The organism is Flavobacterium sp. GW823-FHT06G12, from assembly GCF_058794775.1.
Genome location: NZ_JBXAHE010000002.1, coordinates 952,507 through 979,488, shown reverse-complemented (window position 1 = coordinate 979,488; position 26,982 = coordinate 952,507). Strand labels below are relative to the sequence as shown.

Sequence of the window (26,982 nt, the reverse complement as noted above, 5' to 3'; positions counted from 1 at the left end):
ATTTTCAAATTATTATCCAAAGTTTTGTTTTTCAACCAAATATGTAGTCAATATTTTTTCAAAATTATCGCCAACATTTACCGGAACGTACTTAATTTGGTTCTTTGCACAGGTTAAAGCCAAGTTTTTAAAATAAGCTTCTACCCTCTTTTCATATTGCTCTTTTACATTATCAGCAAAAATCGAAACCTCTTCTCCCGATTCTAAGTCGATAAACTTTCTTGGCGTGTTATCAAAATCAAACTTCAATTCGGTTTCATTATCAACTACATGAAACAAAACTACTTTGTGTTTGTTGTGTTTTAGATGTTGTAATGCATTGAATAATTTCTCATCATCTTCCGTCTGAAACATATCGGTAAACAAAATAATCATCGAACGGCGATGCATTTTTTCTGCAATCTGATGCAAATATGTTATTGTATCGGTCGTTTTTTTGACTTTTGGCTGAACCAATAATTCTTCCAGTTTATTCAAAAGCATTCTATGATGGCGATCGCTTCCTTTCTCGGGAGCGTAATATTCGTATTTATCTGAGAAAACGCTTAAACCAACGGCATCACGTTGTTTCTTTAAAATATTCATTAAAACCGCCGAAGCCAAAACAGCAAATCCAATCTTCTTTTCATAAAAAGGCTGATTCGATTTTAGTTCAGGATAATGCATCGATGACGAATTATCAACGATCAGATGACAACGCAAATTGGTTTCTTCCTCAAAGCGTTTCGTGTACAAACGATCGGTTTTGGCAAACAATTTCCAGTCGATATGTTTGGTGCTTTCTCCAGCGTTATAGACTTTATGTTCGGCAAATTCGGCCGAAAATCCATGAAACGGACTCTTGTGCATTCCCGATATAAAACCTTCCACAACCTGATTCGCTAGCATTTCGAGATGCTGAAAACTGGAGACTTTTTCTATTTCCGATTCGATTTTCATTCGGTTTCTTTTTTAATATTTTGTGCTTTATAAAGCAAATCTGTCGCCTGAAACAATTTGCGTTTCAAGATCGGACTAAAATTAGGGTTTTCTTTTAAGAATCGCTGTACTTCATCAAAAGCAAATTTCGACGAATATTTCCCAACGGTATTATCCAGCCAGTCTTTTGGAAAGAAAATATCTCCTGTACGCTGAATTTCATCAACCAAATCTAGTGAAAATCTAATATACTTTTGTGCACTTTCCTGACGAAGTGGATGATTTACATTTGCCAAACCAACAGAAACCCACGATTCTTTCTCTCGGTTTGCATCGTCTTTTAGAGATTCCATAAACGTATTTCGAACCGATTCATCTTTGGATAAAGAAGGAAGCAAAAACTCAAAACGCTTTTGTTTATCGGGATTCGTAAAGGAAGTTCTAGTTTTCTCCAAGATTTCATCGGCTTTTGGATGTTTGGAAATCGCCAGATTCATCGCCATATTGGTGTAATCGTCTTCGTTTAGTTTCAAATTCGGAATAGAAATTTCTCTGTTCCAAACTTTATACAAACTGGCTTTTGCCGAATCAGAATAAGCAATCGAACTAAACAATCCGAATAAAGTCTTTTTGATATTCGCAGATAAATTGGCCTGTAAACGCTCATATAAAACACCTTCAAGCTGTTTCTGAACTTTACTTTGTTCTTTTCCCGTCAATAATCTCCAATAAATCGTATTTAAACTTCCCGAAACAATTCTCAAAACCAATTCGTTTTGTTCTGTTTGAATTCCCTTTAAAAAACAATCAAAAGCTTTTTCTGTCGAAACATTACCAATCAAAGTATTTTCATAAAGATTACTATAACTGGAAGCTCTAGCCATTTCATCTTTCAAATCAGCAATATAATTTAAATTATTCCCGTCAAGCGGAAAAACACCGTATCCAAAACCATTATAATTGTAAACAATCGCAAGCGGTTTTTCAATTCCTATAGCTTCTTTTACAACAGTATTTTTGTCATTAATAGTGATTGATAAAACTTTTACCTCTTTAGCATAAACTAAACCTATCTGAAAAACCTGAGGCCATATATTCTCTGATTTATCTTCTGCTTTTTGCTGAATTTCAAAACTTTTGATTCGGTTTTTAGCATCATATTCGATTTGATCCGTAAAAATGGCTCTCCCTGATTTATTTACCCAGACATCACTCCATTTTTTCATATCAAGCGAAGTTTCAGCATCGAGAAGTTCTACCAGATTATTCCAATCGGCATTGTCGTTGGCGTATTTCTGAATGTATTTTTGAATTCCTTTCTGGAACGGTTCCTTGCCCATCGAAGCCTCTAACTGACGCATCATAATTGGCGCTTTGTTGTAAATAATCGCACCATACAACGAACCCGCATCTTTCAAATTTGCCAAATGCTGCTTGATCGGATGCGTTCCTAAAGATCGATCTTCCGCGAAAGCGCTCGGATAATGAGCGGTAAAAAATTGCAGATTATGATTGACTTTTGGAAAAATTGGATTCATAATTTTATCGGCCATAAAGTTGGCAAAAACCTCTTTCATCCAAACGTCGTCAAACCATTTCATCGTAACCAAATCGCCAAACCACATGTGCGAGGTTTCGTGTGCGATGAGTTTTGCTCGGTTTAGTTTTTCGGTGTCGGTTGCGCTGTTGTCCAGAAACAAAGTTGATTCTCTGTATTGAATTGCGCCGACATGCTCCATTCCACCATATTGAAAAACAGGAATTGAAGCGAAATCTAACTTCTGAAACGGAAATTTACAATTGATATATTTTTCTAAAAAGTCTAACGATTGCTGATGCAGATTGAAAATAGTATCAGCGCTTACGCGAAATTTTTCCTGACTATTTTCTCGATACAGCATCGTCATTTCTAAACCTGGCTTTTGTGTCGCGCTTTTAAATTTTCCTGCAACAAAAGAGAATAAATAGGTACTCATTTTGTCCGATTCTCCAAAAGTGTAAGACGTAAAATCACCTTTATCCAATTTCTCTACAACGTTGGCTCCAGCCAAAACCGACCAATCTTTTGGCACAGAAAGTCTCAGTTTATATGTCGCTTTTAAATCAGGCTGATCAAAACAAGGAAATAAAGTACTGGCACGGTCTGGAACTAATAAAGTGTATAGAAAATCATCGTTTCTATTTAAAGATAAATTTCCTGCAATGAATGAAATCGAAATGGTATTTTTTCCTGAAATCAAAGCGGAAATCGGAATTACAATATGTCCGTTTTCATAAACAATCGAAAGCTTTTTTCCGTTTGCTTCAACCGTTTTTATATTGGATGTTTTCTCTTTAAAATCTAAAATTAACGGCTGACTTAAATCAGATAAATTCAAGTTTACAAATAATTGAGAGTTTACATTTTCTGCTTTCTGATTCGGAATTTCAAAAAACAAAGTGTATTGAAGATCTGAAATCTGTTTTTTACGAAAATTTGCTAGCTGTTCAGAAACACCGTTTTCAAATAATTCATTTGCTTTTGACTGAGAAAAACTATTGAAAATCAAGATAAAAAAACAAAGAAGGCTGTAGAAAATTTTCATTTTTAAGGAATATAAGATTTGCTAAAATTAACAAAAGCATTGATTTTTCGCAAACAATTATCGCAACAATATTGCATTTAAGAATAAGATTTCTATATTTGCAACACTATTGCATTAAACAGCATAAAAAACCTCATCTAGAAGTTAATCTTCACGAATGAAAAAGAAACTTAAATTTATAAATCTCTTAATGCCTTTGATTGTATTGTTCGCAATACTTTTTCCGGCTGTCCATTCGTATGAGCATATTTTGGATACTCATTCGCCAAAAGAGAAATTAGAATTTTCTGTTTCCGAAAAACCGCAATTCAAAGCCAAACTGCATTCGTTTCATAAATGTTCTATTTGCGATTTCAAATTCAGCGCTGTTGGCACATTTGAATTTCATGCTTTTCAGTTTTTCAAGAATAATTCTGTTTTAAAACACATTGTTTTTTACAGCAAACCGCATTTTGCATTTTTTAAGGGCTCTTTATTTTCTCTTCGAGCCCCGCCTATTACACTTTAGTATTTTTTTTGTGCTCTGTTTTGTTTTGGCAATTCGGCTATTTACTTGTTTTAATGATTTCAAAATCTTGAATCATTAAATAGCGATTTCATTCATTTAAGCAATTAAACAAGTATTGATATTGTCATTGACATTATTATTGTTTTCCACTTCTTCCGCACAAGAAAACCTCAACTTTTTATCGATTAACAAATTCGAACTAAATCCCAATTCCGGTTTTAGTTACGGCTGTACTGTTTTAAGCATTTGTTTGTTCTCGCAAAGTCGCGAAGACGCAGAGTTTAGAACAATTTTCTTTGCGTCTTCGCGACTTTGCGAGAGCTAAATCAAAGAAAACCTTAAAGAAAAAATCTTAATCTAATGTCTTTAGCTCGAAAAGCTTAAAAGCATTTGAAACTCTTTTGTAACCCAAATATCCCTTATAAAAATGATCAAAATCAAATCAGAAAAAATGAAAACAACAAAACTTATTCTGGTTTCGCTCTTTGCAGCAATAGCCTTAACAAGTTGCAGTAATGACGATTCAGAAGAAAAACAGGCAATTCCAACTATTGACAAAATCGAGCTTGGTCTTAGCAACAGCGAAACAGCAACTATTGGCGCAGATTTCCATTTTAATGCCGAAGTAACCGCCGCTGATAAAATCGAAAATGTGCAAGTAAAAATTCTACAAAGGAGCACCGAAACCTATTCAAAAGTCTGGTCGCACGAAATTACTTGGACACAATATGCAGGTGCAAAAAACGCCAATGTGCATAAGCATTTTGATATTCCAGAAGATGCTGCAGAAGGCAAATATGACTTTATCATTATCGTAAACGATCAAAACGGAACTAAGCTAGAAGTAAAGAAAAACTTAACCATTATAAATTAGAAAACATGAAACAATTAAAACTTTTAATGGGCATTTTGGCACTTACTTTTATTTCATCCTGCTCCAGCGACAAAGCCGAAATTGACAGCGAATATCCCGTAATTGATATCACTGGAGCAAATGCTTTTCCGATTCAATGTAGCACGATCGAGCGCGGAAAAACCTTCACTTTCAAAGCCACTTTTAATGACAATGTAGCTTTGGGTTCTTATAGCCTTGATATTCACCACAATTTTGATCATCATACACATAGTACAGAAGTTAATACCTGCGAAACCGAAGCTGTAAAAAGTCCTGTAAAACCAATGCTATTCATCAACAATTATACTATTCCAAATAGTTTGAAAAGTTACGAAGCAACAGCACAAATCACCATTCCTACGGATGTTGATCCTGGAGATTATCATTTTATGATTCGCTTGACGGATAAAGAAGGCTGGCAGACGCTGAAAGGTTTAAGTATTAAAATTTTATAAGATTAGATTAATGAAGAATGCCCTATCCATGTATTGGAAATATTGTTTTTTACTCCTCAGTTTATTAATTACGACGGAAGCTATTTCTCAAAATCAGCCTTCAGAAAAGAAACCAGAAATCAAGGAACTTAACGAAGTTTTAATCAGCAATAATACTGCTCAAAAAAGCAAAAAAGAAGAATCGCTGAATGTTGAAACGGTGAACAATAGTTTTATTCAACGTAATCTTGGCGGGAGTTTGATGCAGTCTCTGCAAAAATTGCCTGGCGTTAAAACTATTTCAATTGGCTCTGGAGGTTCGAAACCGCTTATTCGTGGTTTGAGTTTCAATCAGGTTATTGTGGTCGAAAACGGCTTGAAACACGAAGGCCAGCAATGGGGCGCTGATCACGGATTGGAAATTGATCAATATACTGTAAATCGGGTAGAAATTATAAAAGGTCCTTCTTCATTTATCTATGGATCTGATGCTGTGGGCGGCGCGATAAATATTAAACCTTCACCTCTTCCGTTGCAAAACACTTTTGGCGGAAGCGTTGATCTTACCGGAAAAAGCAATAATGCGCAATTTGGAAGTTCGATTAATTTATTTGGAAGAAACGAAAATTGGTTCTTTGATTCTCGAGTAACCACAATGGATTATGGTGATTATCGCGTTCCGACCGATGTTGTTCATGTGTATAGTTATGCGGTTCCGTTATACAAAAATCATTTGCGAAATACGGCTGGGAAAGAACTCGATTTTCATTTGAGTTCGGGTTATTCGGGAGAACGTTTTAAATCGGTTTTCTATTTCAGTAATGTGCATACCAAAAGCGGATTTTTCGCGAATGCGCATGGACTCGAACCTCGAAATGTAGATCTAGAATTACACGACAAATCGAGCCGAGATATTTTAATGCCGTATCAGCAGGTCAATCATTTGAAAGTTAGCAATACGACTTCTTTTCAATTCGAAAATCACGCTTTTGAAACGCAAATTGGTTTTCAGAATAACTTTAGAAGAGAATACAGCCAGTATGTCAATCACGGTTATATGCCTCCAATTTATCCTGAAGATATGTACGCTCCACAAGATTTGGAACGCCAATATGATAAAGATGTTTGGTCGTTTTCTGCTAAAGACGAATTTAGAATTGATAACCATCAAATTACGGTTGGTTCTAATGTAGTTTTTCAGCAAAATGAAATTGGCGGATGGAGTTTTTTAATTCCTGCTTTCACACAATTCAACGCGGGTTTATTTGCTTACGATAAAATTGAACTGAACGAAAAGTGGTTTTTAAACGGCGCTGTTCGTTACGATTACGGAAAAATAAAAATGAAATCGTATTACGATTGGTTTCAAAGTCCGGTTTCCGAAAACAATCAGACGGAATTGGAATATTTACAGCGTTCTCAAGATTTGACCAAAACTTTTGACAGTTTTACATGGTCTATTGGTGCAAATTACAATCCTGGAAAACTTTCGCTGAAAGCCAATTTGGGTTCAAGTTTCAGAATGCCTATTGCCAAAGAACTGGCTTCAAACGGCGTAAATTATCATTATTTCCGATTCGAAAAAGGAAATCCGAATTTGGATGCAGAACGTTCGTATCAGTTGGATTTAGGTATGGAATGGAATCAGCAAAATTGGTCTTTTCAGCTGACTCCGTTTGTGAACTATTTTCCAAATTTCATTTATCTAAATCCAACCTCAGCGCACGATATTTATTATGGTGCAGGAAATCAGGTTTTTGAATATGAACAAAGTAAAGTATTCCGTTATGGCGCAGAATTTCAAACAAGATATTATTTCCTAAAATCTTTAAGTGCAGAAATTGGCGCCGAATATCTTTATTCGGAACAAAAATCAGGAAGCAAAAAAGGCTATACAATTCCGTTTTCTCCGCCACCTTCTGTTTTGTTCGGATTGAATTATGAGCCTCAAATCCCTTTTTTAAAAGAACCTTATTTTTCTGTTGATTATCGTTTTACAGCACAGCAAAACAATATCGTTCCACCAGAAAGAAAAACGGCTGAAAGTCATGTTTTTAATGTGGCTTTTGGCTCAAAAATTAAAACAGGAAAACAGGATATCAGCCTCAATATTCAGATCCAGAATTTATTTAATACAAGATATTTAAATCACACCAGCTTTTATCGACTTATCGAACTTCCAGAAGCGGGACGAAACATTATTGTTTCTATGAAAATTCCGTTTTCGTTTTTGCGATAAGCAAACCATTCAAAACTCAATTATTTACAAATTTTAAATCCTTTATTACAATGAAAAACAAGTTTTACAAACTGCTATTTTTATTTGCTTTATCGCTTTTTGCGGTTTCGTGCAGCAACGATGATGACAACCACGACGATCATGATCATGATCACGACACTTCAGAAGAACATACATTTGTTCGAGTTTTACTTTCTGACGAAAAAACTACAGAGTTAACACTTTTTGATCCGCATGAAGATAAAACAAGTTCTTTTACGGCAAAATTTGCTAAATCTTCTTTGTACACTACAGAATCTGGACGTTATGCAGGAATTGTTCACAGAGACAATAATTTCGTAGAAACTTTCGACAGCGGATTGGAATTACACGACGATCACATCGATGTTGATGATGTTCCAAAATTTGGAGTTTTAGCGACAAGCGCATTAAAACCAACGCATTTTAAAAGTAAAATTGGAGAAATCCTGACTTTTAACGACGGAGACGGAACGCTTTCTGTTGGCAAAGAAGCCGACGTAAACAAAGCTGGTTCAACTTTCAAAACGATAAATGCAGGTTTATTGGCACATCACGGTGCCATGGCGACTTTTACAAACGGAACTTATGCCATTACAGAGAAAGATAATTCGGTAACAGGAACGCTTCCTGAAAAAGTAAAAATCATTGACAATACAGGAAAAACAGTTTTTGATGCTAAAATTGCGACAAAAGGAATTCACGGAAATGCTTCAGACGGTGTTTATGCTGTTTTTGGTTCGTCAAGCGGAATTTTGGTTGTAGAAAGCAACGGAAACCAAAAACTAATCGATCATCCAGCAGATTTTGGAACGGCTTGGTTTGGAAGTATTTTAGAAACGGCTTCTGCTGGAAAATTCATTGGTTATACGGCTGTAAAAGGCGCTTATTTAATTGATGTTGTAGCTAACACTGTAAAACCAATCATTCAAAACACAACGATTATGCAATGCAAAACGAGTTACGATCATAAAAAACTGGCTGTTTTATTTCATTCTGGAGAGCTTAAGCTTTATGATATCAGCAGTTTACAAGCCATAAAAGAAACTAAAGCAACTGCAGAAACGGCTACAGATGCGACATTAAAACCTCAAATGGCAGTTACAGACCGTTTTGCTTATATTACTTCGCCAACAACTGGAGAATTGATACAGGTAAATCTTTCTACATTGGCTATCAAAAAGACTAAGGTTTCTAGCACGCCTTATATGATCACGATTTTAGGTTATGAAAACAGTGAAACTCACAGCCACTAATTCATTATTCAAATAAAAACGGAAAAGGTTTGACAATCGTCAAACCTTTTCCTTTACTAATTCAAAGCTATCCAAAAAAAGAATTATTCAGTTTGTTGAAAATCAAAGCTTAAATCTCCTGCATTGTAATTTGCCGAAACATTTGTCGGGAAAGTTTGTGCAGTTCCAGAAATCCATCTGTATTCGATAAAGGTGATGTTTCCTGCAATAATAGGATAAGTCACGTTCGAATTATCAGCTTTGTTCTTTTTGTACCAATCATTAGAATTCATGGTTATCATGTATTTTTTATCTTTTTCTAAAGCTAATTCGCTGATTTCTTTAGAAACTTGTACATCTGCTGTTGCAATGTTTAAAGTCTCAGAACGTATTACAGATTTTGCTGTGTAGTCCCAGATCGTTACACGCACCGAAGGATTTGTAGCGGGAAGTTTTAAGGTTATGGCTTTAATTTTTCCTTTTACAGTTGGGGTAAATGCCAGTCCGAATTCATAATCTCCAGAATTAATAAAATTTGTTATCGTCGTGAAACCAGTTGCGGTATAGTAAGCGTCTAACGGATTTTCCGTTTTAAATGTTGGTTTATCTTCTTTATCACTACTGCACGAAACGGTAAAAACAGTGGTAACTAAGACTATTAATATGCATTTAAAAGTTTTCATAATATTAAATTTGATTTGTTATTTGGTATTGAAATTATGGCTGAATATTAAAAGCAGCGCAAACTTCTTTGTAACTCATTTTAGAATAATCTTGTTTCGCCATTTTTGATGTTGTAGCGGCAGCTCCTCCAGGAATCAAGATATAACGCCAGTTTAGAGAAGCAGGAAGCGCTACAGTTGTTCCATCATTTGCATGTTTAAATCGGAACAATTTGATGGTTCCAACACTTGCAATCGCAGTAATAGTATTTGTTGATCCTCCAGCTGTTGAAGTATATGGAAGCGTAAAAATATTAGTTCCAGATCCAAAACTTAAATAGACCAATATCGTTCCTTTAGCCATAATGTCTGTTGTAAGTTGCGGCGCAGTAATCGTAGTAGATAAACCTGAAGTTCCGTCGATAGTTTCTGGAGTTCCTGCGGGAGCATTAATCCATCCGCTGTAAATTACGTTTGCTGTTCCTGCCGGACCTTGAGCTCCTGTTGCTCCAGGCGCTCCATCAACTCCGTTTGTTCCATTAGTTCCGTTAACTCCATCAGTTCCATCATCGCTACTGCAAGAAATCATACTTATTAGAAGTAATAAAATTGTAAAAATGGTTTTAAAAGTTTTCATAACATTTTGGTTTTAAAATTTTAATTAAATAGTTCTTTTTTAACTCAATAGCTTTTATTTTTGCATTAATCAAAAAGATCTTTTTTTAACTTTCTGATTGAATTACAAGACAAAGTTGCCCGATTAGATTATCTTTAAAAACCCTTAATAGACGAACAGCATTTTAAATAGACAGACAACTTATTTGGAGCTGTTTTTTTGCCTTTTTATTGAAAAAAACTGGTTATTGATGAAGAAATACTCTTGTATTATTATTGATGATGATGAAATTGACAGACTAACAGCGGTTTCTTATGTCAAGAAATTTCCTGTTTTGGATATTGCAGGTGTTTTTGAATCGGCTGAAGATGCTGTGCCTTTTTTAGAAAAGGAAAAAGTAGATATCTTGTTTCTAGACATCGATATGCCAGGTTTAAACGGAATTGAATTTAGAAAACAAGCTTTAGACATTCCTGTCTGTGTTTTTATAACAGCACATCCAGAACATGCGGTAGAAAGTTTTCAGATTGAAACTTTGGATTTTATTGTAAAACCTTTGAAGTTGGATCGTTTTACGCAAACCATAAATCGAATTGAAGAATTTATGGAAATAAAACTAAAAGCTTCTCTCTTTGAAGCCAGTATTGGCGGCGATACCATTTATATAAAAGAAGGCCACGAGCAGACTAAAGTTAAGCTTCATGAAATTTTATATCTCGAAGCCTTAAAAGATTACACTTTGGTCGTTACAGCACAAAAAAGGCATTGCGTGCTTTCGAGCATTGGAAATTTATTGAAAGAAGATCATTTTCAGTCATTCGTCCGGATTCATAGAAGTTATGCCGTACAGAAACAATATGTTCAGAAAATCAATTCTACTGAGATTATTTTGAATAATAATGCTGTAATTCCGATTGGAAGAAGCTACAAAGAGAACTTAAATCTAATTGCATGAAAAATTTTAAGTTCTTGCTATTCGCATTTATTACTTTTAATGCTTTTGCACAGCAAGAACCTAATTTAGCGCGTTACAAATCGGCAGACGAAAAATTAAAAATCTGGCTAAAATATTGCAACGAACTTTTGGATGCCGATGAATACCTTAAACTTATAAATGCTTCTGAAAAAGGAGTTTTACTTGCCCAAAATAAACCCGCTTACCTTTCTAAATTTTATTTTCTGAAAGGTTTTGGATACGAATTCAACAATAATCAGTACAAAAAAGCCACAACCAATTACGAAATTTCTCTCTCGTATGCTCAAAAAGCAAAACATCTCAAGAGTATTGCTTCAAATTGCATGCGATTGAATTATATGTATTATTCGTTAAACGAAATTAAAAAAAGAGACAATCTTATTCTTTACATCAAAAAAATCATCGATACCACAAAAAACATAAAGACACAAGCAACTCTTAACGGAAGTCTTGGCGAATATTATCTAAGTTATTATGATTATGAGACTTTTATTGGTTATCAATTAACGGCTATAAACTACAAGAAAAAGCTCCCAAAAGATGTTGCCAATATAGAGAATATCGGAATTTCGTATTGCCAAATCGGATCGGCTTATGCCAAAATGAAACAATACAACAAAGCACTCGAATATCTAAATTATGGCAAACCAAATGTAAAAACGTCTCCTTATGTGAGTGCTTTTTTGTGCAATTATTACTTGCAATGTTTTGTTCCATTAAGAAATCGAGACAGCATTAAGAAATATTACAATCTGATTTACACTTATCCGTCTTCAAAAGATTCTCTGTTTTTAAATCTCAGTTTCGCCAATAGGAGTTTATCTGAATATTATATTAATGAAAGACAGATTAGTAAAGCGTACTCGTATGCTCAAAAAGCCGTTTCGCTTGGAAAAAAATCGGCAGATGATGAAATTTTAATGGAAGCCGAAACCGCTATGGGAAGAGTTTTATATGAAAAAGGAGAATATCAAAAAGCCATTGAAACATTAAAAAAAGCTTCTGTAAATGCTTTAACTTATGATAAGGAATCTTTTGTAACCATAAACAAAAAACTCTCTCAGAGCTATGCTGCGCTTGGCCAATGGAAAGAAGCTTATCATTACAACGAAATTTACAGCAAATACAACGATGAAGTAATGGAGCAATCTGCCAAACAAAGCATTGCAAACGCAGAAGCACGTTATCAGAACAAAACCAAAATTCAGGAAATTAAAAATCTTTCGACAGAAAATGCCATCAAAAACATTCAGATTCAAGATGCCAAACAACAACGTATTTTCTTGATTTCAGGAATTGCTTTAGTCTGCATTATCGGATTATTATTGTTTAAGCAAAATCAGAGCAGAAAGAAAACTAATCTTAAACTTCAAGTTTTAAATCAGGAATTGGATGAAGCTAATAAAATCAAAGCTAGATTCTTCAGTATTTTAAACCATGATTTGCGAAGTCCGATTTCAAATCTGATTCATTTTCTTCATCTTCAAAAAGAAAATCCAGAATTGATTGATGAAGAAACAGCATCTAGAATGCAACAGAAAATTACAATTGGCGCCGAAAATTTATTGTCTTCTATGGAAGATATTCTACTTTGGAGCAAGGGACAAATGGAGAATTTTAAACCTCAATTTAGAAAAACAGAAATTGCTGTTTTATTTGAAGAAACCAAAAATCATTTTTCGAGCATAGAAAAGATTGAAATTATATTTGAAAACCCAGAAAACATCATTTTAAAAACTGATGAAAACTATCTAAAAACAATCATTAGAAATCTTACCGGAAATGCAATTAAGGCTTTAGACAAAACGCAAAATGCAAAAATTGTTTGGAAAGCATGGCAGGAAAATCAAAAAAAATATCTTTCTATAACAGATAACGGACCAGGCGGAACACAAGAAAAATTTAAAGCTTTATATAACGACTCTGAAGTAATCGGAATCAAATCGGGTTTAGGATTGCATTTAATTCGTGATTTAGCAACAGCCATTAACTGCAAAATCGAAGTTTGTTCAAAGCCAAATATTGGAACAACTTTTACAATTATTTTTAAATAAATCTGGAATTTTTTCTTTGCGCTTAATTTCTCAAATTTTTTCTGCCACAGATTAAAGGATTAATTGGATTATAATGTGTGTTAATCATTTTAATCTGTGGCAAAAAAATAAAATAAAAAAGGTTTGACTTTCGCCAAACCTCTTTTATATAAATTGCAATCTAAGATTACAATAAAGCGTCTAAACTATCTGCGTAGGCTTGTTTCGGAGCTACTCCTACTTGTTTTCCTACTACTTCACCATTTTGAAACACCAAAACGGTTGGTATGTTACGCACACCATATTTTGCAGCAAATTCTTGGTTAGCATCTACATCTACTTTACCAACAACTACTTTACCAGCGTACTCTTCGCTTAATTGGTCAATGATTGGACCAACCATTCTACAAGGACCACACCATGCTGCCCAAAAATCTACCATTACTGGTTTATCTGATTTTAAAACTACTTCATCAAAAGTAGCATCTGTTATTGCTAATGCCATAATATATTAAGATTAAAATTAGGTCTGAAATATTAACTTTCAAACTACAGTACAAATTTAAAAATTTAAAATAAATCAAACACCATTACTAAATTAGTTTTCGTTATAAATGTATTATCATTAATTATAAGCTAGATAATTTTAAAATTACAACATATTTATCTGAAAATCAAACCAATAAAAAGTTAATATTTTTTGTAGTATCTTTAATACATCCAAAATTCGGCTACTATGAAAGAAGCTTTATCCAAAACCAAATCCTTTCTGCAATCTGATTCTTTTAAAAAATATGCCAAACGTTTTGGATATTTTATCTTAGGCTTAATTGCAATTCTTTTGCTTGCCTGCGGAGGTTTGTCCATATACTTCAATCGAAATAAAGCCGAAATTATTGCTAAAGTCAATACCAAAATCAACGAAAATATAAATGGCAAATTCCATATTAAAGATTTTCATTATAAGTTTCTTACTGGTTTCCCAAACTTTACATTGGCGCTAAATGATGTCGAAATAAAAGACAATCAATGGCAAAGTCACAAACATACTTTGTTGAGAGCAAAAGAAATCGAAGCGCGTTTGAACATTTTGAGTTTGTTGCAGCACGAAATCAACATTCATAAAATCTTAATCAACGACGCTGATATTTATATTTATAAAGCCGAAAACGGTTATTCTAATGCTAATATTTTTAAACCGAAAAAGAAGAAAACACAAACCGATAAAGAAAAACCAGAAACGACAATTGACGAAGTAAACCTCAACAAAGTGCATGTTATTATTGACAATCATTTAGGTCATAAATTGTTTGATTTTGATGTGGCGAGTTTAGATTCAAAAGTAAATTATGAAGATGACAGCTGGCAGACCAATCTGTTTTTGAAAACCAAAATTAACAGTCTCGCTTTTAATACCGTTCACGGAAGTTTTGCCAAGGAAAAAGTTCTGGAAGGCAATTTTGATATTTCGTATGCCGAAGCCAATCAAAAAATAGATATTAAAACCAAAGGACTCAAAATTGGTTCTGATGTTTTTGACATTGTCGCTTTCTTTAATATCGGAAAAAACAATTCGCTGTTCGGAATCAATATCGGAACGGATATTTTATGGCGAAATGCTTCCAATTTATTGTCGGCAAATATTAGTTCGAAACTCAACCAATTTGACATCAAAAAACCGATTAAGGTAAATTGCGACATAAAAGGCGATCTGAATGTTGAAGGCGATCCAAAAATTGTGGTGCAGGCAGATATTCGCGATAACGAATTAACGATTCCCGACGGTTTGTTTACCAATTGCAGTTTCAAAGGAATTTTCACCAACACTTTTAAACCCGAAAAGGAATCCAGCGATCCGAATTCCGCTATTATTCTTACCCATTTTAAAGCCGAATACGAAAGCATTCCGCTAAAAATTGCGCAAGCTGTAATTAATAATCTTGAAAAACCGATTGCCACAGGAGTTGTAAATGCCGATTTTGATATTTCGAAACTAAACGGAATGACGAATGAAAAAATTCTTCATTTTGAAAGCGGTCATGCCAAAGCCAATTTGAAATTTCAGTTTGATATTGTCGATTTGTACATTAATAAACCCAAATTTACAGGCGATGTTGATATTGCTGATGCTACGTTCGATTATCTTCCGAAAAGGATTCATGCCGAAAAAACCGCTGTGCAATTGTCTTTTACGCAAGAGGCGCTTTACATTAAAAAAATAGCCTACAAACACAAAAAGAACATTATCCGCATTGACGGAAAAATCGATAATTTCTTGAATCTCTATTACGACGCACCAGAAAAAATGGTTGTAAACTGGAATATCTATTGCCCAAATATTGACGTAAAACAGTTTATTGGCGTTTTAGAAAATTCGCCGAAACAAAAAGTCGCAGTGAAAAAACCAGTTAAAAAGAATGTGAATTTTACGAACCAATTAAGATCAGTTATCGAAAAATGTACGGCTGTAATTAATCTCAAAGCCGATAAAATCACTTATGGAGCACTTACTGCAACCAATACACAGGCCACAATCCAGATGCTAAATTCTAAAATACTGCTCAAAAACGGAACATTAAACACCTCTGGCGGAAGCATAAATTTTAGCGGTTCTGTTGAGCCAAGCGGAAATCGGTATGTTTTTACTTCAAACGCACAGGTAAACCGAGTAGATATTGCGAGTTTTTTAAGGTCTTTCAACAACTTCGGAATCAAATCTTTTAGTCCAAAAAACATTCGCGGGCGATTAACTAGCAATGCCAATGTTGCTGGTTTAATGAGCAGTACGGGCGATTTAATCATGAATTCGATGAAAGGAAAACTCGATTTTAATGTCAATCAAGGTGCCTTAATTAATTTTGAACCGATTATGAAAGTCGGCAAATTTGCTTTTCCGTTTCGCGATGTTGAGAATATTACTTTCAGCGATTTATCGGGTTCGCTCAATCTTCGCGGCGAACAAGTCGATGTCAATAAACTTACCATAAGCTCCAGCGTTCTGAACCTAGACGCAGAAGGCGTTTATTCTTTCGGACGAGGCACCAATCTCGCGCTTACCGTTCCGCTAAGAAATTCTAAAAACGACGCCAAACTCGCTACCAAAGAAGAACGAAAAGCCGTTCGCGAAAAGGGCATTGTCCTGCATTTGATTGCTTATGATAATGAAGGAAAAATGAAGGTTAAGTGGGGGAAGAAGGATAAAGGGTAATTTTCGTTTTAAAAAAGTTAAAAACATTTTACTGCAGCAAAAAACACTTAAAATCTCATATTTTTACGTAAGATATTTAATACAGTACATAATTAAGAAATGAGATATTCAGTAGAAATAATTTTTGGGAAAGATCAAATTAGAAAATACAATAACAATGAAGCATTTAATGACTTTGAAAAAACAGTAAATTTTAAAAAATACACATTTGAAACTCAAGCACAAAGAAATGCTTTCTATAAAGGAATGTCTGAAACCATTGGCTGGTTGGAATTTGAAGTTGTAAAAGAATTTGAAGAGAATGACCAAATCGTAATAGAGAAAAAAGAAGAAGATCAATTTGACTATTGGAGTTTTATACAAAAATTTTATCCTAAATATTATCAATGCAATAGTGTTTTGCTTAGCGAAATTTTAACAAAAAAACTTGATGGTGAAGAGATTTCCCAAGAAGATGAGGAATATATAAGAGATTGGGATGTTAGGAACGAATTATTAGAAATTGATAAGGAATTGCTATGCAAAGCTTTTGAAAATTACTTTACCATCATGTATCCCGAAAAATAATTAATTAAAGATAATCATAAAAGAGACATACAAAATTGACTTTTATATTCTATTAAACTTTTACTTATGAATTTCTCTTAATTTATCCACCAAAAAAATAGTTCTATATTTTTTTTTACTTTAAGGCTTTATGAAAAATTAGACTTTAGTATTTATTCCCTATATTTACTAAAGACAAATTTATCCAAAAATGCCACCAAAAAACCTCTGGACACGAGAAGAATTAATCGTTGCCTTTAACCTGTATCTTACAATTGAGTTTGGAAAGAGTCATTCTAGAAATCCTGATGTAAAAAGATTGGCAGAAATTATAGGAAGAACCCCTGGCGCAATATCAAGAAGACTAGGAAATTTTGCAAGTATAGACCCTTTTCATCAACAAAGAGGTGTAAAAGGTCTAGATCATGGAAAGAGACAAGTGCAACCGATTTGGGATGAATTTTTCGAAAATAAAGAAGGATTATTGTTTCAAAGTGAAGAAATCTTAGCTCAAAAAGAAAATACTTCTCTTCGAAGCAAATACAAAGATATTCTCGAGGATTTAAAAGATTTAAAGGGTGAAACTGTTCTTCGTGAAGTAAAAACTAGAGTAAATCAATGTGTTTTTAGAAAAATAGTTTTAACCAATTACTCCTATAAATGTGCAATTACAGGTATTGATATTCCTGAATTATTACATGCCAGCCATATAATTCCTTGGTCAACAGGTGAAGAGCATCGTTTAAGTCCTGAAAATGGAATTTGTTTTTCAGCACTTTATGATAAAGCTTTTGATAAAGGATTAATTGGCATTAATACAGATCTTAAAATCATATTTTCTGAAACTTTAAAAAAGAAAAAGAAAACTGAATACTTTGAAAAGTATTTTGCGTCAATAGAAAATCAAGAAATACTTAAAGCAAAAAAATATTTACCAAGAAAAGAATTTTTAGAACATCATTTAGATACAATTTTCAATAAATAAGATTTATGAAAACAAAAAAGCCACTTTCCCAAGTGGCTTTTTCTCATTTCTTACTCAATCCCCAAATAAGGATCAAGAATTTCGGCTAATTCATTCAACCAATAGAAACCATCTTCAATATTTACGGTTTCAGTTTTCATAAATCCATCTTCTCGTATTGCGTTTAACGCAATTAGGAAATTTACTTGCCTAATGGTTTTCGCCATACTTTTAGAATCAATTGAATTGTTGAAGAATTCAGTTAACCTCAATTCGGTTTCTTTGGAAAGGGTGTTGGTACTCATAATTTTGCATTTAGGAATTATAAAACCCGTATAGCTTAGGTGTCCTACGCTGCAAAGAGCGTTGCGATTGTTTCCAATATCGCCACCATACTACACGGGCAAGAAGATTTTTTTGTATTCATAATATTTTGCATTTAGGAATTGCAAACATACGAAACAAAATAACAAATTGTAAGTTTTTTCTTTATTTAAAAAATAAAATACTCTGAGTATATTTTCTCCAAATCGAAATTACAAAATTGAAAAATAAATCAATTTAAAATTTCATAATATTTCCTTAACCTACTTGTCTTTTATCTTTAAAATCGATAAGTTTGAGAATGAATCATTAAATTTTATTTGTTATGAAAGTACAAATCAACACCGACAAAAACATTGAAGGAAGTGCAAGATTAGAAAGTTATTTTTCTGGAGAAGTAGAAAAAAGCTTAGACCGTTTTCAAGATAAAATTACTCGCGTAGAAATTCATTTTGGAGATGAAAATGGAGAAAAATTCAGCTTGCATGACAAAAAGTGTGTGATTGAAGTTCGTCCTGTAAAACTACAGCCTATTACGGTTACAGAACACGCAGACACTCTAGAAAAAGCCTTTAGCGGTGCATTGGCCAAAGCTAAAAAAACATTGACTTCTACTTTCGAAAAAATAAAAGCACATTAATCTGTGTTCCTTTCTATAAAAAAAAGACGTTTCAGCTGAAACGTCTTTTTTGTTTTATATTATTCTGAGAATCTTATTATTCTTTCGGTAAAGGAGCTCCAACTGCAACATCGCAACGATGCCCCGGTTTTCCGTGCGGCGGATTCATTCCTTCTGCTACTGTAGCTTCTCCACCATCTGTACTCAACAATGCTGGAACTGCATTTGGCTGAGGGCTTACAGTAAAGTTTTGTGTAACTGTTCCTGTTTGTGCTGTAGTTGACGCTGCTGTATTTTTTGCAACAGGCGAATTTAATGGTGATCCTACCGGAATATCACATCTATGCCCTGGCTGTCCATGAGGCGGATTCATTCCTTTTGCTACTTTAACTGGTGTTGTCGTAGTGGTAGTTACAACTTGAGGCTGACTTACTTGTACAGTTTGTCCTGCTTGTGCTGTAACCTGACCTTGTTGTGGTGGTGCAGAATTTAAAGGTGCTCCAACTGCAATATCGCAGCGGTGTCCCGGCTGTCCGTGAGCAGGATTAATTCCTTTTGTATCGCTTAAAACCGTATTTGGATTTGTTGCAGGAGTTTGTGCTACTGGAGCAGCTGATTTAGTTGTATCTTTTGCAAGTCCTAATCTTACTAATTCTGAGGTTGCTGTACTTTCTTGCGGTTCTAATTCCTTTTTACAAGAAACAAAAAGTAAAGAAGTAACAGCTATTGAGCTTAGAAGTATTTTTGCCTTCATGACTGGGGTATTTTTATTGAAAATCAAATATAGTGGTTTTTGAGATATTACACCATATAAGTAATGTAAGATAATTTAAGCTTTACTTACACTTGCCGCAAAGGCACCAAGGCGCAAAGTTTTATTTTAAAGATTTTTAGTGCCTTGGTGCCTTTGCGGCAATAATTCGTTTTCTTTAGTTTTCTTATATCACTTATATGGTTCAAAAAAAATTATACCTTTAAACTCAAATAACATATCTCATGAAAAAAATACTTTTACTTCTTTTATTTGTTGCCTCTTTTACAAATGCACAAACAGACAAAATCAAAATCAATCACACATTAGATGCTTGGCATAAAGCGGCTGCCGAAGTAAAATTTGATGCTTACTTTAATGTATTAGCAGACGACGCTATTTACATTGGAACGGATGCAACCGAAAATTGGACCAAAAAAGAATTTGCTGTCTGGGCAAAACCATTTTTTGATAAAGGAACTACATGGAATTTTAAAGCTTTAGAACGTCATATCTTTTTTGATAAATCAGGAAAAATTGCTTGGTTTGATGAATTATTAGATACGCAAATGAAAATCTGCCGCGGTTCTGGAGTTTTAATAAAAGTAGGGAACGAATGGAAAATTCAGCATTATGTTCTATCGATGACTGTTCCGAATGACGAAGTTGATGCCGTAACCAAAATAAAAGCACCAATTGAAGACGCTTTGATTGCAAAACTTCAGAAAAAATAAAACATTTTACGGTTTTCTTATTATAAACGTAACTTTTTGAGCACTTTAGAAGCACTGTTAGCAGATTATTTTTAATTAATTCGGCAAAAACAGTGCTTTTTTGTAACTTTAGAATAAGATACTGTCAAAAAAACGAGCGGTATTTTACAAAATTCATCAAAATAAAACCCATACCTCTATTTTAACAGCCTTAAAAACAAGAATCTTTATTTTTTTCTAACTTTGACCCCAAAAAAAATAGGGTTAAACAAAGTATTTTAAAAATGAAAATAGAAAAACGCTGGATTATCTCCTTTATCATGATAAGCGTCGTATGTACGATAGGGGCATTTTGGCCAACAGTGACCGAAAATAATTATGTTTTATCAGAATTTGGAACTACAGATCACATTGTTCCTGCCGATGTTGCCTGGATGCTTACTTCGAGCTGTCTAGTTTTAATTATGACACCAGGATTGTCTTTCTTTTATGGCGGAATGGTTGGAAAGAAAAACGTGATTTCGACTATGCTACAGAGTTTTATCTGTCTAGGTGTAGTTACGCTTTTATGGGTTGTAGTTGCTTTTAGTTTGGCTTTTGGAGAACCAATTGGTTTTGGTTCTGGAGATCATTTCTATAGTTTTTTCGGAAATCCAACTACTTTTGCTTTTATGGATTATGTTGGCGTTCTGCCTCATAAACAATTGGCCAGTACGATTCCGTTTATGCTTTTTGCTTTGTTTCAGATGAAATTTGCCATCATTTGTCCTGCAATTATCACAGGTTCATTTGCAGAACGCGTTCGTTTTATCTCTTATTTAGTTTTCATTAGTTTATTTACCATTTTTATATATGCTCCTTTATGTCACGCGGTTTGGTACCCGACGGGCGTTTTAGGAAGTTATTTTGGTGTTAAAGATTTTGCAGGAGGAACGGTTGTACACATGAGTTCTGGTTTTGCTGCTTTGGCTGGAGTTATTGTTTTAGGAAAAAGAAAAAACAGCCAGCATATTCCAACCAATATTCCGTTTGTATTATTAGGAACGGGAATGCTTTGGTTCGGCTGGTTCGGATTCAACGCTGGATCTGCTCTTGCTGCCAATGGAACTGCTGCGATGGCTTTTGCAACAACGACAACTTCGTCTGCTGCAGCCATGTTAACTTGGATTTTCTTTGATAGAATGAACGGAAGAAAAGTTTCTGCTCTAGGCGCTTGTATTGGCGCTGTTGTTGGTCTTGTTGCCATTACGCCTGCTGCTGGTTTTGTTTCGGTGCCAGAAAGTATGTTCTTCGGTTTCATTACGGCGTTGGTTTCTAACACGGCTGTAAATTGTAAATACTCTAAAAAGTTCGATGATACACTTGACGTTTTTGCTTGTCATGGTGTCGGCGGAATTATGGGAATGATTCTAACTGCTATTTTCGCTCACGGCGAAGATGCAAGTTTACTTCACGGCGGATGGAATGTTTTCGGACATCACATGATGGCGTTGGTTTTGGTTTCGATCTTTACTTTCTTCGGAGCTTACTTCTTGTTCAAAGTAACTAATTTCATTATTCCGTTAAGAGTTTCAGAAGAATCAGAACACATTGGATTGGATTTATCACAACACGATGAATCTCTTGACCCAAAGGCACAACCCATTACTGAGCCACATTACGGTTAAAATATAAGTTGCCACGAATTACACGAATTTCCACGAATCAATATTTAACTGCATCGCAGAAAAAAATTAGTGGAAATTCGTGTAATTCGTGGCAAAAAACAAAATATACTTCACATGAATTCGTGGCTGAAAACTTTTTAAACCTAATTACGCTATTTTCATTCGTTTATATTCCTTAATTTTGCCGAAAATTTTTGTAAAAGTGGGAAGTAAAAATAAACTAAAAAGATTCAGAGAGAACGAAACATTTCAAAACGTTTTTCAACCAACCAGAGAAGAAGTTGTAGGCGATTTAATGCCTTTAAAAGGAAAATGGAATTCTGATTTCTTTAAAAATGATAATCCATTAGTTTTAGAATTAGGATGCGGAAAGGGAGAATATTCTGTTGGATTAGCAGAGAAATACCCAAACAAAAATTTTATCGGAATTGACATTAAAGGTGCGCGTTTCTGGAGAGGTGCTAAAACTGCTGTTGAAGACGGTCTTCATAATGTCGCTTTCGTACGTACACAAATTGAATTGATCAATCATATTTTTGCTGAAGGCGAAGTTGACGAAATCTGGATTACTTTCCCAGATCCGCAGATCAAATACAAAAGAACGAAACACAGAATGACGAATTCTGAGTTCTTGAAATTGTATAAAAAAATCCTGAAAAAGGACGGTGTTGTAAATCTTAAAACCGATAGCGAATTCATGCACGGTTATACTCTTGGATTGCTTCACGGAGAAGGTCACGAAGTTTTATACGCGAATCATAACGTATATAAAAACGAAGGAAGCCCAGAAGTTGTGACTTCTATCCAGACTTTTTACGAAAAACAATATTTAGAAATTAATAAGGCAATTACGTATATTCGTTTCAAAATTAAAGACTAACTTTAATTTTGAAGCCTTTATCTAACCGATTTAATAACTAAATGATCTACCTTACTCCCCTAATTTCAGGTTTTATTGCCGCTGCCATTGGAACTATTCCGCCTGGATTGCTCAATATGACGGCTGCCAAAATAAAAATGAAAGAAGGGAAAAAGAATGCTCTATCATTTGTAATTGGCGCGGTTTTAATTATTTTTTTTCAGGCTTACATTGCGGTATTGTTTGCTCGTGTGATAGACAATCGTCCAGATGTTGTAATATTATTGCGCGAAGCTGGTTTTGTCATTTTTTCGATTTTAACCGTTTATTTTTTCTTTTTTGCAAAAGATCCAATAGCAAAGAAAAAAACGAAACTAAAGAAAACCAGCAAAAAAAGCAGTTTCTTTCTAGGAATGCTACTTTCTGGACTAAACTTCTTCCCTATTCCTTATTATGTTGTAATAAGTGTAACACTTGCTTCGTATCATCTTTTTGTATTCGAAAACACAATTATTTTAACCTTTGTATTAGGCTCGGTTCTTGGAGCTTTTGCGATTTTGTATAGCTATATTGCCTTCTTTGGAAGAATAGAAAAGAAAACCGATTACTTCATGCGAAACATGAACACTATTATCGGAACCATTACTGGATTAGTCGCTGTTGCAACACTTTTTAATATCCTGAATTACTACTTCGGTTAATTTTTATAGCCACAGATTTCACAGATTAAAATGATTTTTTTACTTTGTGGTAAATATTTTTTCACGCAGATTTTTAAGGATTTGAGCAGATAATCAATTTAATCCTTTAAATCTGTGGCAAAAAAGACAAAATCATGGCAGAAGAAAATTTTTTTGAAAGAGTTTATGTAATCGCCAGACAAATTCCGTTTGGAAAAGTAACTTCTTATGGCGCTATTGCAAAAGCATTGGGCACAGCACGTTCTGCACGAATGGTCGGTTGGGCAATGAACGCTTGCCATAATATGGATGATGTTCCTGCACATAGAGTCGTAAACCAAAAAGGTCTTTTGACAGGAAAACATCACTTTGACGGAACCAATTTAATGCAACAGCTTTTAGAAAACGAAGGAATAAAAGTAGTCAACAATCAAATTGTAGATTTTGAGAAACATTTCTGGAAACCAGAAGTTGAATCGTAAAACACAGAAAGTCTTGCTGCAAGGTTTTCAAAACCTTGTAGGTCTAACATTTTAATTGACAATAATTATAAAGACATTTAAAAGAGCAAAACCTACAAGGTTTTGAAAACCTTGCAGGAGCATTAAAGATTAAATCAAGCAAATCACAAAACTCGTTTTATCCTCATCGGTTTGGTAGCTTAGATAACCTCCATGCGCTTCTATAATATTTTTGGAAAGCGTCAAACCAATTCCCGCTCCATCTTTTCTTGTGGTGAAAAACGGAAGAAAAACTTTATCTCTAATTTCTGCATCTACTCCTTTTCCGTTGTCTGAAATCACAATGAAAAAGCGATTATTTTCTGTATAACTGGAAATTATTAATTTCTTTTCTGTTTTTTCTTTTAAAGCATGAATACTATTGGTAATCAAATTGATAATCACCTGCTCCATCTGATTTTTATCAATCATAATAGAACGCGAACTGTGTATTTCATTCATCAATTCTATTCCTTCTTCTTTCAAAATCGGACTCATAATTCGAAGACAATCTTCAAACAAGGCATTGATTGGCGTCATTTGTTTGTTCGGCGTTGGCAACATTGCTAGTTTACGGTAATTCTCCACAAAAAACTGCAAATGATCGCTCCTATTTATTATGGTTGAAATACTGCTTTTGATGTCTTCAAAATCGTCTTCTTCCAATTCTTCCTGATCTACAATATGAAGCAAATTCTGCGAAAGCGCACGAATAGGCGTTAGAGAATTCATTAATTCATGTGAAATGATCTTCATTAAATTAATCCACGCTTCTTTTTCTTTTTTCTCAATAACCCTCTGAATACTGTCTAATAAAATGATAAAATACTCTTTATCGTAGGTTTGCGTATACGAAGTCTGCAACATAAAAGTCTGCAAATCCTGATCTTCAATTTTGATTGAAATAGCGGTTTTTAATTCTGTAAAACCAACCTTTTCAATTTCGCCACACAAACTCGGAAGATAGTTTTTCAGGTATTTCCAATGACTCATTTTTGGCACTTTAAAAAGCTTAGAAAAACAGTCATTCATTATAAAAATAGACCAATCCTCATTTTCTTTTTCTAAGATTAAAGCGGCGCTATCGATACTGTTCAAAATCGAACGGTAGATTAATTCTTTGGAAATCTGCTCTTGTTTCTGAACTTTTAAAGTATCATATAAAAGATACAGACTATTGAAATTATCTTTTTTATGTTCTTCTGGAAAATGGGCAGAAAAGTCGTCATGTAGAATCGAGTTTATCGTTTTGTTATAAAACAGCAATTGGTTTTTGACAAAAAAATACATTTCGAATAGGAAAATCAAAACAAAAACACCAACCAATAAAGCGTTGTATTGAAATCCTTCATAGAACAATAATGCACTGGTAAGGAAGAGCACCATGACAAATAGAACCCTAACAAACAACGCATTATAAAATTTCCAATTCTTCATTTATTATTATTTTTTGCCACAGATTAAAAGGATTAAAAAGGATTTTTTATTTTAAATCTGTGAAAATCCTTTTAATCTGTGGCAAAATTATTATTCGTTCTAATTCTTCAAATCGTATTTCTCTATTCTTCTGTACAACGCAGCGCGCGACAAACCTAATTCTTCGGCAGTTTTGCTGATGTTTCCGTTGTGCTTGAAAAGTGCTTTTTCGATTGCGCCTTTCTCCATTTCTGATAACGGATTTTCATCATTTTCCTGAATCTCTTCAAAGTCCAAAATATCCAAATCCATTACCGAAATGGTGTTGTTTTCCGCCAAAATCAAAGCGCGTTCTATTTTGTTTTCCATTTCACGCACATTTCCTTTCCACGGATATTTTTCCAGATAAGATGCAACATTATCTTCAAAACACCAATTTTCCTGATTGTATTTTTCTGCAATCTGTTCTAGAATGAAATTTGCCATTGGCACAATATCGTCTTTTCTTTCGCGTAAAGACGGAAGATTGATTTCCATGGTATTAATTCGGTACAGCAAATCTTCACGGAAGGTTTTATTTTTTACCTCAGTTTTTATATCACTGTTGGTTGCTGCAATAACACGAACATTCAGTGGTCGTGGTTTACTTTCGCCTAGACGAGTTACGGTTTTGGTTTGTAAAACATGTAATAATTTAGCCTGAAGATGAAGCGGAATATTTCCAATTTCATCTAAAAAAATAGTTCCGTTCGACGCATTTTCAAAACGTCCTGGAGTATCAATTTTAGCATCGGTAAAAGCACCTTTGGCGTAACCAAAAAGTTCGCTTTCGAATAAATTACCACTTAGAGAACCTAAATCGACATGCACAAAAGGCTGATTTTTCCTCTCTGAATGTTGGTGAATAAATTCTGCAAAAACATATTTTCCTGTTCCGTTTTCGCCCAAAATCAAAACATTCGCATCTGTTCTAGCTACTTTTTCGGCAATAGAATAAGCTTGTTTTATTTTTGCTGAAGTGCCAACAAAATATTTCTTTTCGGTTTTCTCTGCTTTTTCTGAAGTTGTTTTTTTGTTGTTTTTTCTGCTTTCAGTAACTGCTTTATCAATAACTTCCAACAGCTTTTCGTTATTCCACGGCTTTAGCACATAATCAAAAGCCCCAATTTTAATACCTTCTACAGCGGTTTCAATTTTACCAAAAGCGGTCATTAAAATAACGACTGTCTGCGGAGAAAGCGTTTTAATTTCTTTCAGCCAATGAATGCCTTCACGCCCATCTTCAAAACCAATTCTATAATTCATATCCAGCAAAACCACATTTATGTCATTTTCGCTTAAAATTGAAATGATTTTTTTTGGACTATTAGTTGTAAAAATGGTCTCGAAATGTTTTTTAAGAATCATTTTTGCAGAAAAAAGAATTTCTTCTTGATCGTCGACAACTAATATTTGGGCTAGTTTTTTTCTCATTTGGTCTTTTTTCTGTCCGCTTCCGAACGGTCAACTGTTCATTATCGGACACTACTTTTTTAACGTGTTTTTTAAAGCTCCTTTAAATTCAACACTTTACAAATAATAAATTTTATGGCACAGTATTTACCTATTGATTATCA

Annotated in this window: 25 protein-coding genes; 16 read left to right on the top strand and 9 right to left on the bottom strand. The window is 34.1% G+C overall.

The features are described 5' to 3' along the window. Nucleotides 1-12: 12 nt before the first annotated feature. Both AC1Q5Z_RS11135 and AC1Q5Z_RS11130 read right to left on the bottom strand, forming a co-directional pair. Nucleotides 13-939 carry a DUF58 domain-containing protein gene (locus AC1Q5Z_RS11135; protein WP_111367556.1) on the bottom strand — a complete coding sequence of 309 codons (927 nt, stop codon included), beginning with the start codon at nt 937-939 and terminating at the stop codon, nt 13-15. Beyond that, nucleotides 936-3,503: a M1 family aminopeptidase gene (locus tag AC1Q5Z_RS11130; protein WP_492444817.1), complete on the bottom strand. Its 2,568-nt coding sequence runs from the start codon at nt 3,501-3,503 to the stop codon at nt 936-938. The genes AC1Q5Z_RS11135 and AC1Q5Z_RS11130 overlap by 4 nt, the downstream gene beginning before the upstream one ends. Before the next feature lie 157 nt (nt 3,504-3,660). Here AC1Q5Z_RS11130 and AC1Q5Z_RS11125 point away from each other — a divergent pair, with 157 nt between their 5' ends. From AC1Q5Z_RS11125 to AC1Q5Z_RS11105, 5 genes are all read left to right on the top strand, one after another. Further along, on the top strand, nt 3,661-4,011 hold the full coding sequence (locus AC1Q5Z_RS11125) for a hypothetical protein (protein WP_343589450.1): 351 nt from the start codon (nt 3,661-3,663) through the stop codon (nt 4,009-4,011). Between the two features lie 451 nt (nt 4,012-4,462). Next, nucleotides 4,463-4,885: a DUF4625 domain-containing protein gene (locus tag AC1Q5Z_RS11120; protein ID WP_343589452.1), complete on the top strand. Its 423-nt coding sequence runs from the start codon at nt 4,463-4,465 to the stop codon at nt 4,883-4,885. A gap of 5 nt (nt 4,886-4,890) precedes the next feature. After that, nucleotides 4,891-5,361 carry a DUF4625 domain-containing protein gene (locus AC1Q5Z_RS11115; protein WP_492444814.1) on the top strand — a complete coding sequence of 157 codons (471 nt, stop codon included), beginning with the start codon at nt 4,891-4,893 and terminating at the stop codon, nt 5,359-5,361. A 10-nt stretch (nt 5,362-5,371) separates the two neighbouring features. Then, on the top strand, nt 5,372-7,579 hold the full coding sequence (locus AC1Q5Z_RS11110) for a TonB-dependent receptor (protein ID WP_492444812.1): 2,208 nt from the start codon (nt 5,372-5,374) through the stop codon (nt 7,577-7,579). Nucleotides 7,580-7,629: 50 nt separating this feature from the next. Further along, nucleotides 7,630-8,853 carry a hypothetical protein gene (locus AC1Q5Z_RS11105; protein ID WP_492444810.1) on the top strand — a complete coding sequence of 408 codons (1,224 nt, stop codon included), beginning with the start codon at nt 7,630-7,632 and terminating at the stop codon, nt 8,851-8,853. An 83-nt stretch (nt 8,854-8,936) separates the two neighbouring features. On the opposite strand, the gene AC1Q5Z_RS11100 is transcribed toward AC1Q5Z_RS11105, so the two are convergent. Further along, complete coding sequence (locus AC1Q5Z_RS11100; RefSeq protein ID WP_343589460.1) at nt 8,937-9,515, bottom strand: hypothetical protein; 579 nt, start codon at nt 9,513-9,515, stop codon at nt 8,937-8,939. 34 nt (nt 9,516-9,549) lie between these two features. Further along, nucleotides 9,550-10,131: a hypothetical protein gene (locus AC1Q5Z_RS11095; protein WP_198854784.1), complete on the bottom strand. Its 582-nt coding sequence runs from the start codon at nt 10,129-10,131 to the stop codon at nt 9,550-9,552. A gap of 229 nt (nt 10,132-10,360) precedes the next feature. Here AC1Q5Z_RS11095 and AC1Q5Z_RS11090 point away from each other — a divergent pair, with 229 nt between their 5' ends. Next, a complete protein-coding gene (locus AC1Q5Z_RS11090) occupies nt 10,361-11,065 on the top strand; it encodes a LytR/AlgR family response regulator transcription factor (RefSeq protein ID WP_233074016.1) in 705 nt (234 codons plus the stop codon). Continuing rightward, nucleotides 11,062-13,140, top strand: coding sequence for a tetratricopeptide repeat-containing sensor histidine kinase (locus AC1Q5Z_RS11085; protein ID WP_492444808.1), 2,079 nt, complete (start codon nt 11,062-11,064; stop codon nt 13,138-13,140). Before AC1Q5Z_RS11090 ends, AC1Q5Z_RS11085 begins: the two co-directional genes overlap by 4 nt. A 166-nt stretch (nt 13,141-13,306) precedes the next feature. Here AC1Q5Z_RS11085 and trxA read toward each other — a convergent pair whose 3' ends face one another. Then, nucleotides 13,307-13,624, bottom strand: coding sequence for a thioredoxin (gene trxA / locus AC1Q5Z_RS11080; protein WP_008466289.1), 318 nt, complete (start codon nt 13,622-13,624; stop codon nt 13,307-13,309). Between the two features lie 231 nt (nt 13,625-13,855). On the opposite strand from trxA, the gene AC1Q5Z_RS11075 reads away from it, so the two are divergent. The 3 genes from AC1Q5Z_RS11075 to AC1Q5Z_RS11065 all read left to right on the top strand — a co-directional run bounded on the left by AC1Q5Z_RS11075 (nt 13,856) and on the right by AC1Q5Z_RS11065 (nt 17,858). Beyond that, complete coding sequence (locus tag AC1Q5Z_RS11075) at nt 13,856-16,327, top strand: AsmA family protein (RefSeq protein WP_492444806.1); 2,472 nt, start codon at nt 13,856-13,858, stop codon at nt 16,325-16,327. Nucleotides 16,328-16,426: 99 nt separating this feature from the next. Further along, nucleotides 16,427-16,894: a hypothetical protein gene (locus AC1Q5Z_RS11070; RefSeq protein ID WP_492444804.1), complete on the top strand. Its 468-nt coding sequence runs from the start codon at nt 16,427-16,429 to the stop codon at nt 16,892-16,894. Between the two features lie 190 nt (nt 16,895-17,084). Further along, complete coding sequence (locus tag AC1Q5Z_RS11065; RefSeq protein WP_492444802.1) at nt 17,085-17,858, top strand: HNH endonuclease; 774 nt, start codon at nt 17,085-17,087, stop codon at nt 17,856-17,858. A gap of 50 nt (nt 17,859-17,908) precedes the next feature. On the opposite strand, the gene AC1Q5Z_RS11060 is transcribed toward AC1Q5Z_RS11065, so the two are convergent. Continuing rightward, nucleotides 17,909-18,142: a hypothetical protein gene (locus tag AC1Q5Z_RS11060; protein WP_129746039.1), complete on the bottom strand. Its 234-nt coding sequence runs from the start codon at nt 18,140-18,142 to the stop codon at nt 17,909-17,911. A 344-nt stretch (nt 18,143-18,486) separates the two neighbouring features. Between AC1Q5Z_RS11060 and AC1Q5Z_RS11055 the strand changes: the two genes are divergently transcribed. Further along, nucleotides 18,487-18,801, top strand: a complete 315-nt coding sequence (locus tag AC1Q5Z_RS11055; protein WP_111286077.1) for an HPF/RaiA family ribosome-associated protein — start codon at nt 18,487-18,489, stop codon at nt 18,799-18,801. A 76-nt stretch (nt 18,802-18,877) separates the two neighbouring features. On the opposite strand, the gene AC1Q5Z_RS11050 is transcribed toward AC1Q5Z_RS11055, so the two are convergent. Further along, nucleotides 18,878-19,534 carry a hypothetical protein gene (locus tag AC1Q5Z_RS11050; protein ID WP_492444799.1) on the bottom strand — a complete coding sequence of 219 codons (657 nt, stop codon included), beginning with the start codon at nt 19,532-19,534 and terminating at the stop codon, nt 18,878-18,880. 242 nt (nt 19,535-19,776) lie between these two features. Here AC1Q5Z_RS11050 and AC1Q5Z_RS11045 point away from each other — a divergent pair, with 242 nt between their 5' ends. The 5 genes from AC1Q5Z_RS11045 (at nt 19,777) to AC1Q5Z_RS11025 (ending at nt 23,932) form a co-directional block, all read left to right on the top strand. Continuing rightward, complete coding sequence (locus tag AC1Q5Z_RS11045) at nt 19,777-20,265, top strand: nuclear transport factor 2 family protein (protein WP_492444798.1); 489 nt, start codon at nt 19,777-19,779, stop codon at nt 20,263-20,265. 263 nt (nt 20,266-20,528) lie between these two features. Further along, entirely contained in the window at nt 20,529-21,911 is a 1,383-nt protein-coding gene (locus AC1Q5Z_RS11040) for an ammonium transporter (protein ID WP_492444796.1), read from the top strand. Nucleotides 21,912-22,113: 202 nt separating this feature from the next. Continuing rightward, nucleotides 22,114-22,791 carry a tRNA (guanosine(46)-N7)-methyltransferase TrmB gene (gene trmB, locus AC1Q5Z_RS11035; RefSeq protein ID WP_095929742.1) on the top strand — a complete coding sequence of 226 codons (678 nt, stop codon included), beginning with the start codon at nt 22,114-22,116 and terminating at the stop codon, nt 22,789-22,791. A 41-nt stretch (nt 22,792-22,832) separates the two neighbouring features. After that, nucleotides 22,833-23,471 (top strand): lysine transporter LysE, encoded by a 639-nt coding sequence (locus AC1Q5Z_RS11030; protein ID WP_492444794.1) that lies wholly within the window; start codon nt 22,833-22,835, stop codon nt 23,469-23,471. 134 nt (nt 23,472-23,605) lie between these two features. Then, complete coding sequence (locus tag AC1Q5Z_RS11025) at nt 23,606-23,932, top strand: MGMT family protein (RefSeq protein WP_111286436.1); 327 nt, start codon at nt 23,606-23,608, stop codon at nt 23,930-23,932. A gap of 129 nt (nt 23,933-24,061) precedes the next feature. On the opposite strand, the gene AC1Q5Z_RS11020 is transcribed toward AC1Q5Z_RS11025, so the two are convergent. Further along, on the bottom strand, nt 24,062-25,387 hold the full coding sequence (locus AC1Q5Z_RS11020) for a sensor histidine kinase (protein WP_492444792.1): 1,326 nt from the start codon (nt 25,385-25,387) through the stop codon (nt 24,062-24,064). 99 nt (nt 25,388-25,486) lie between these two features. Next, nucleotides 25,487-26,839, bottom strand: a complete 1,353-nt coding sequence (locus tag AC1Q5Z_RS11015) for a sigma-54-dependent transcriptional regulator (protein ID WP_492444790.1) — start codon at nt 26,837-26,839, stop codon at nt 25,487-25,489. Between the last annotated feature and the right edge of the window lie 143 nt (nt 26,840-26,982).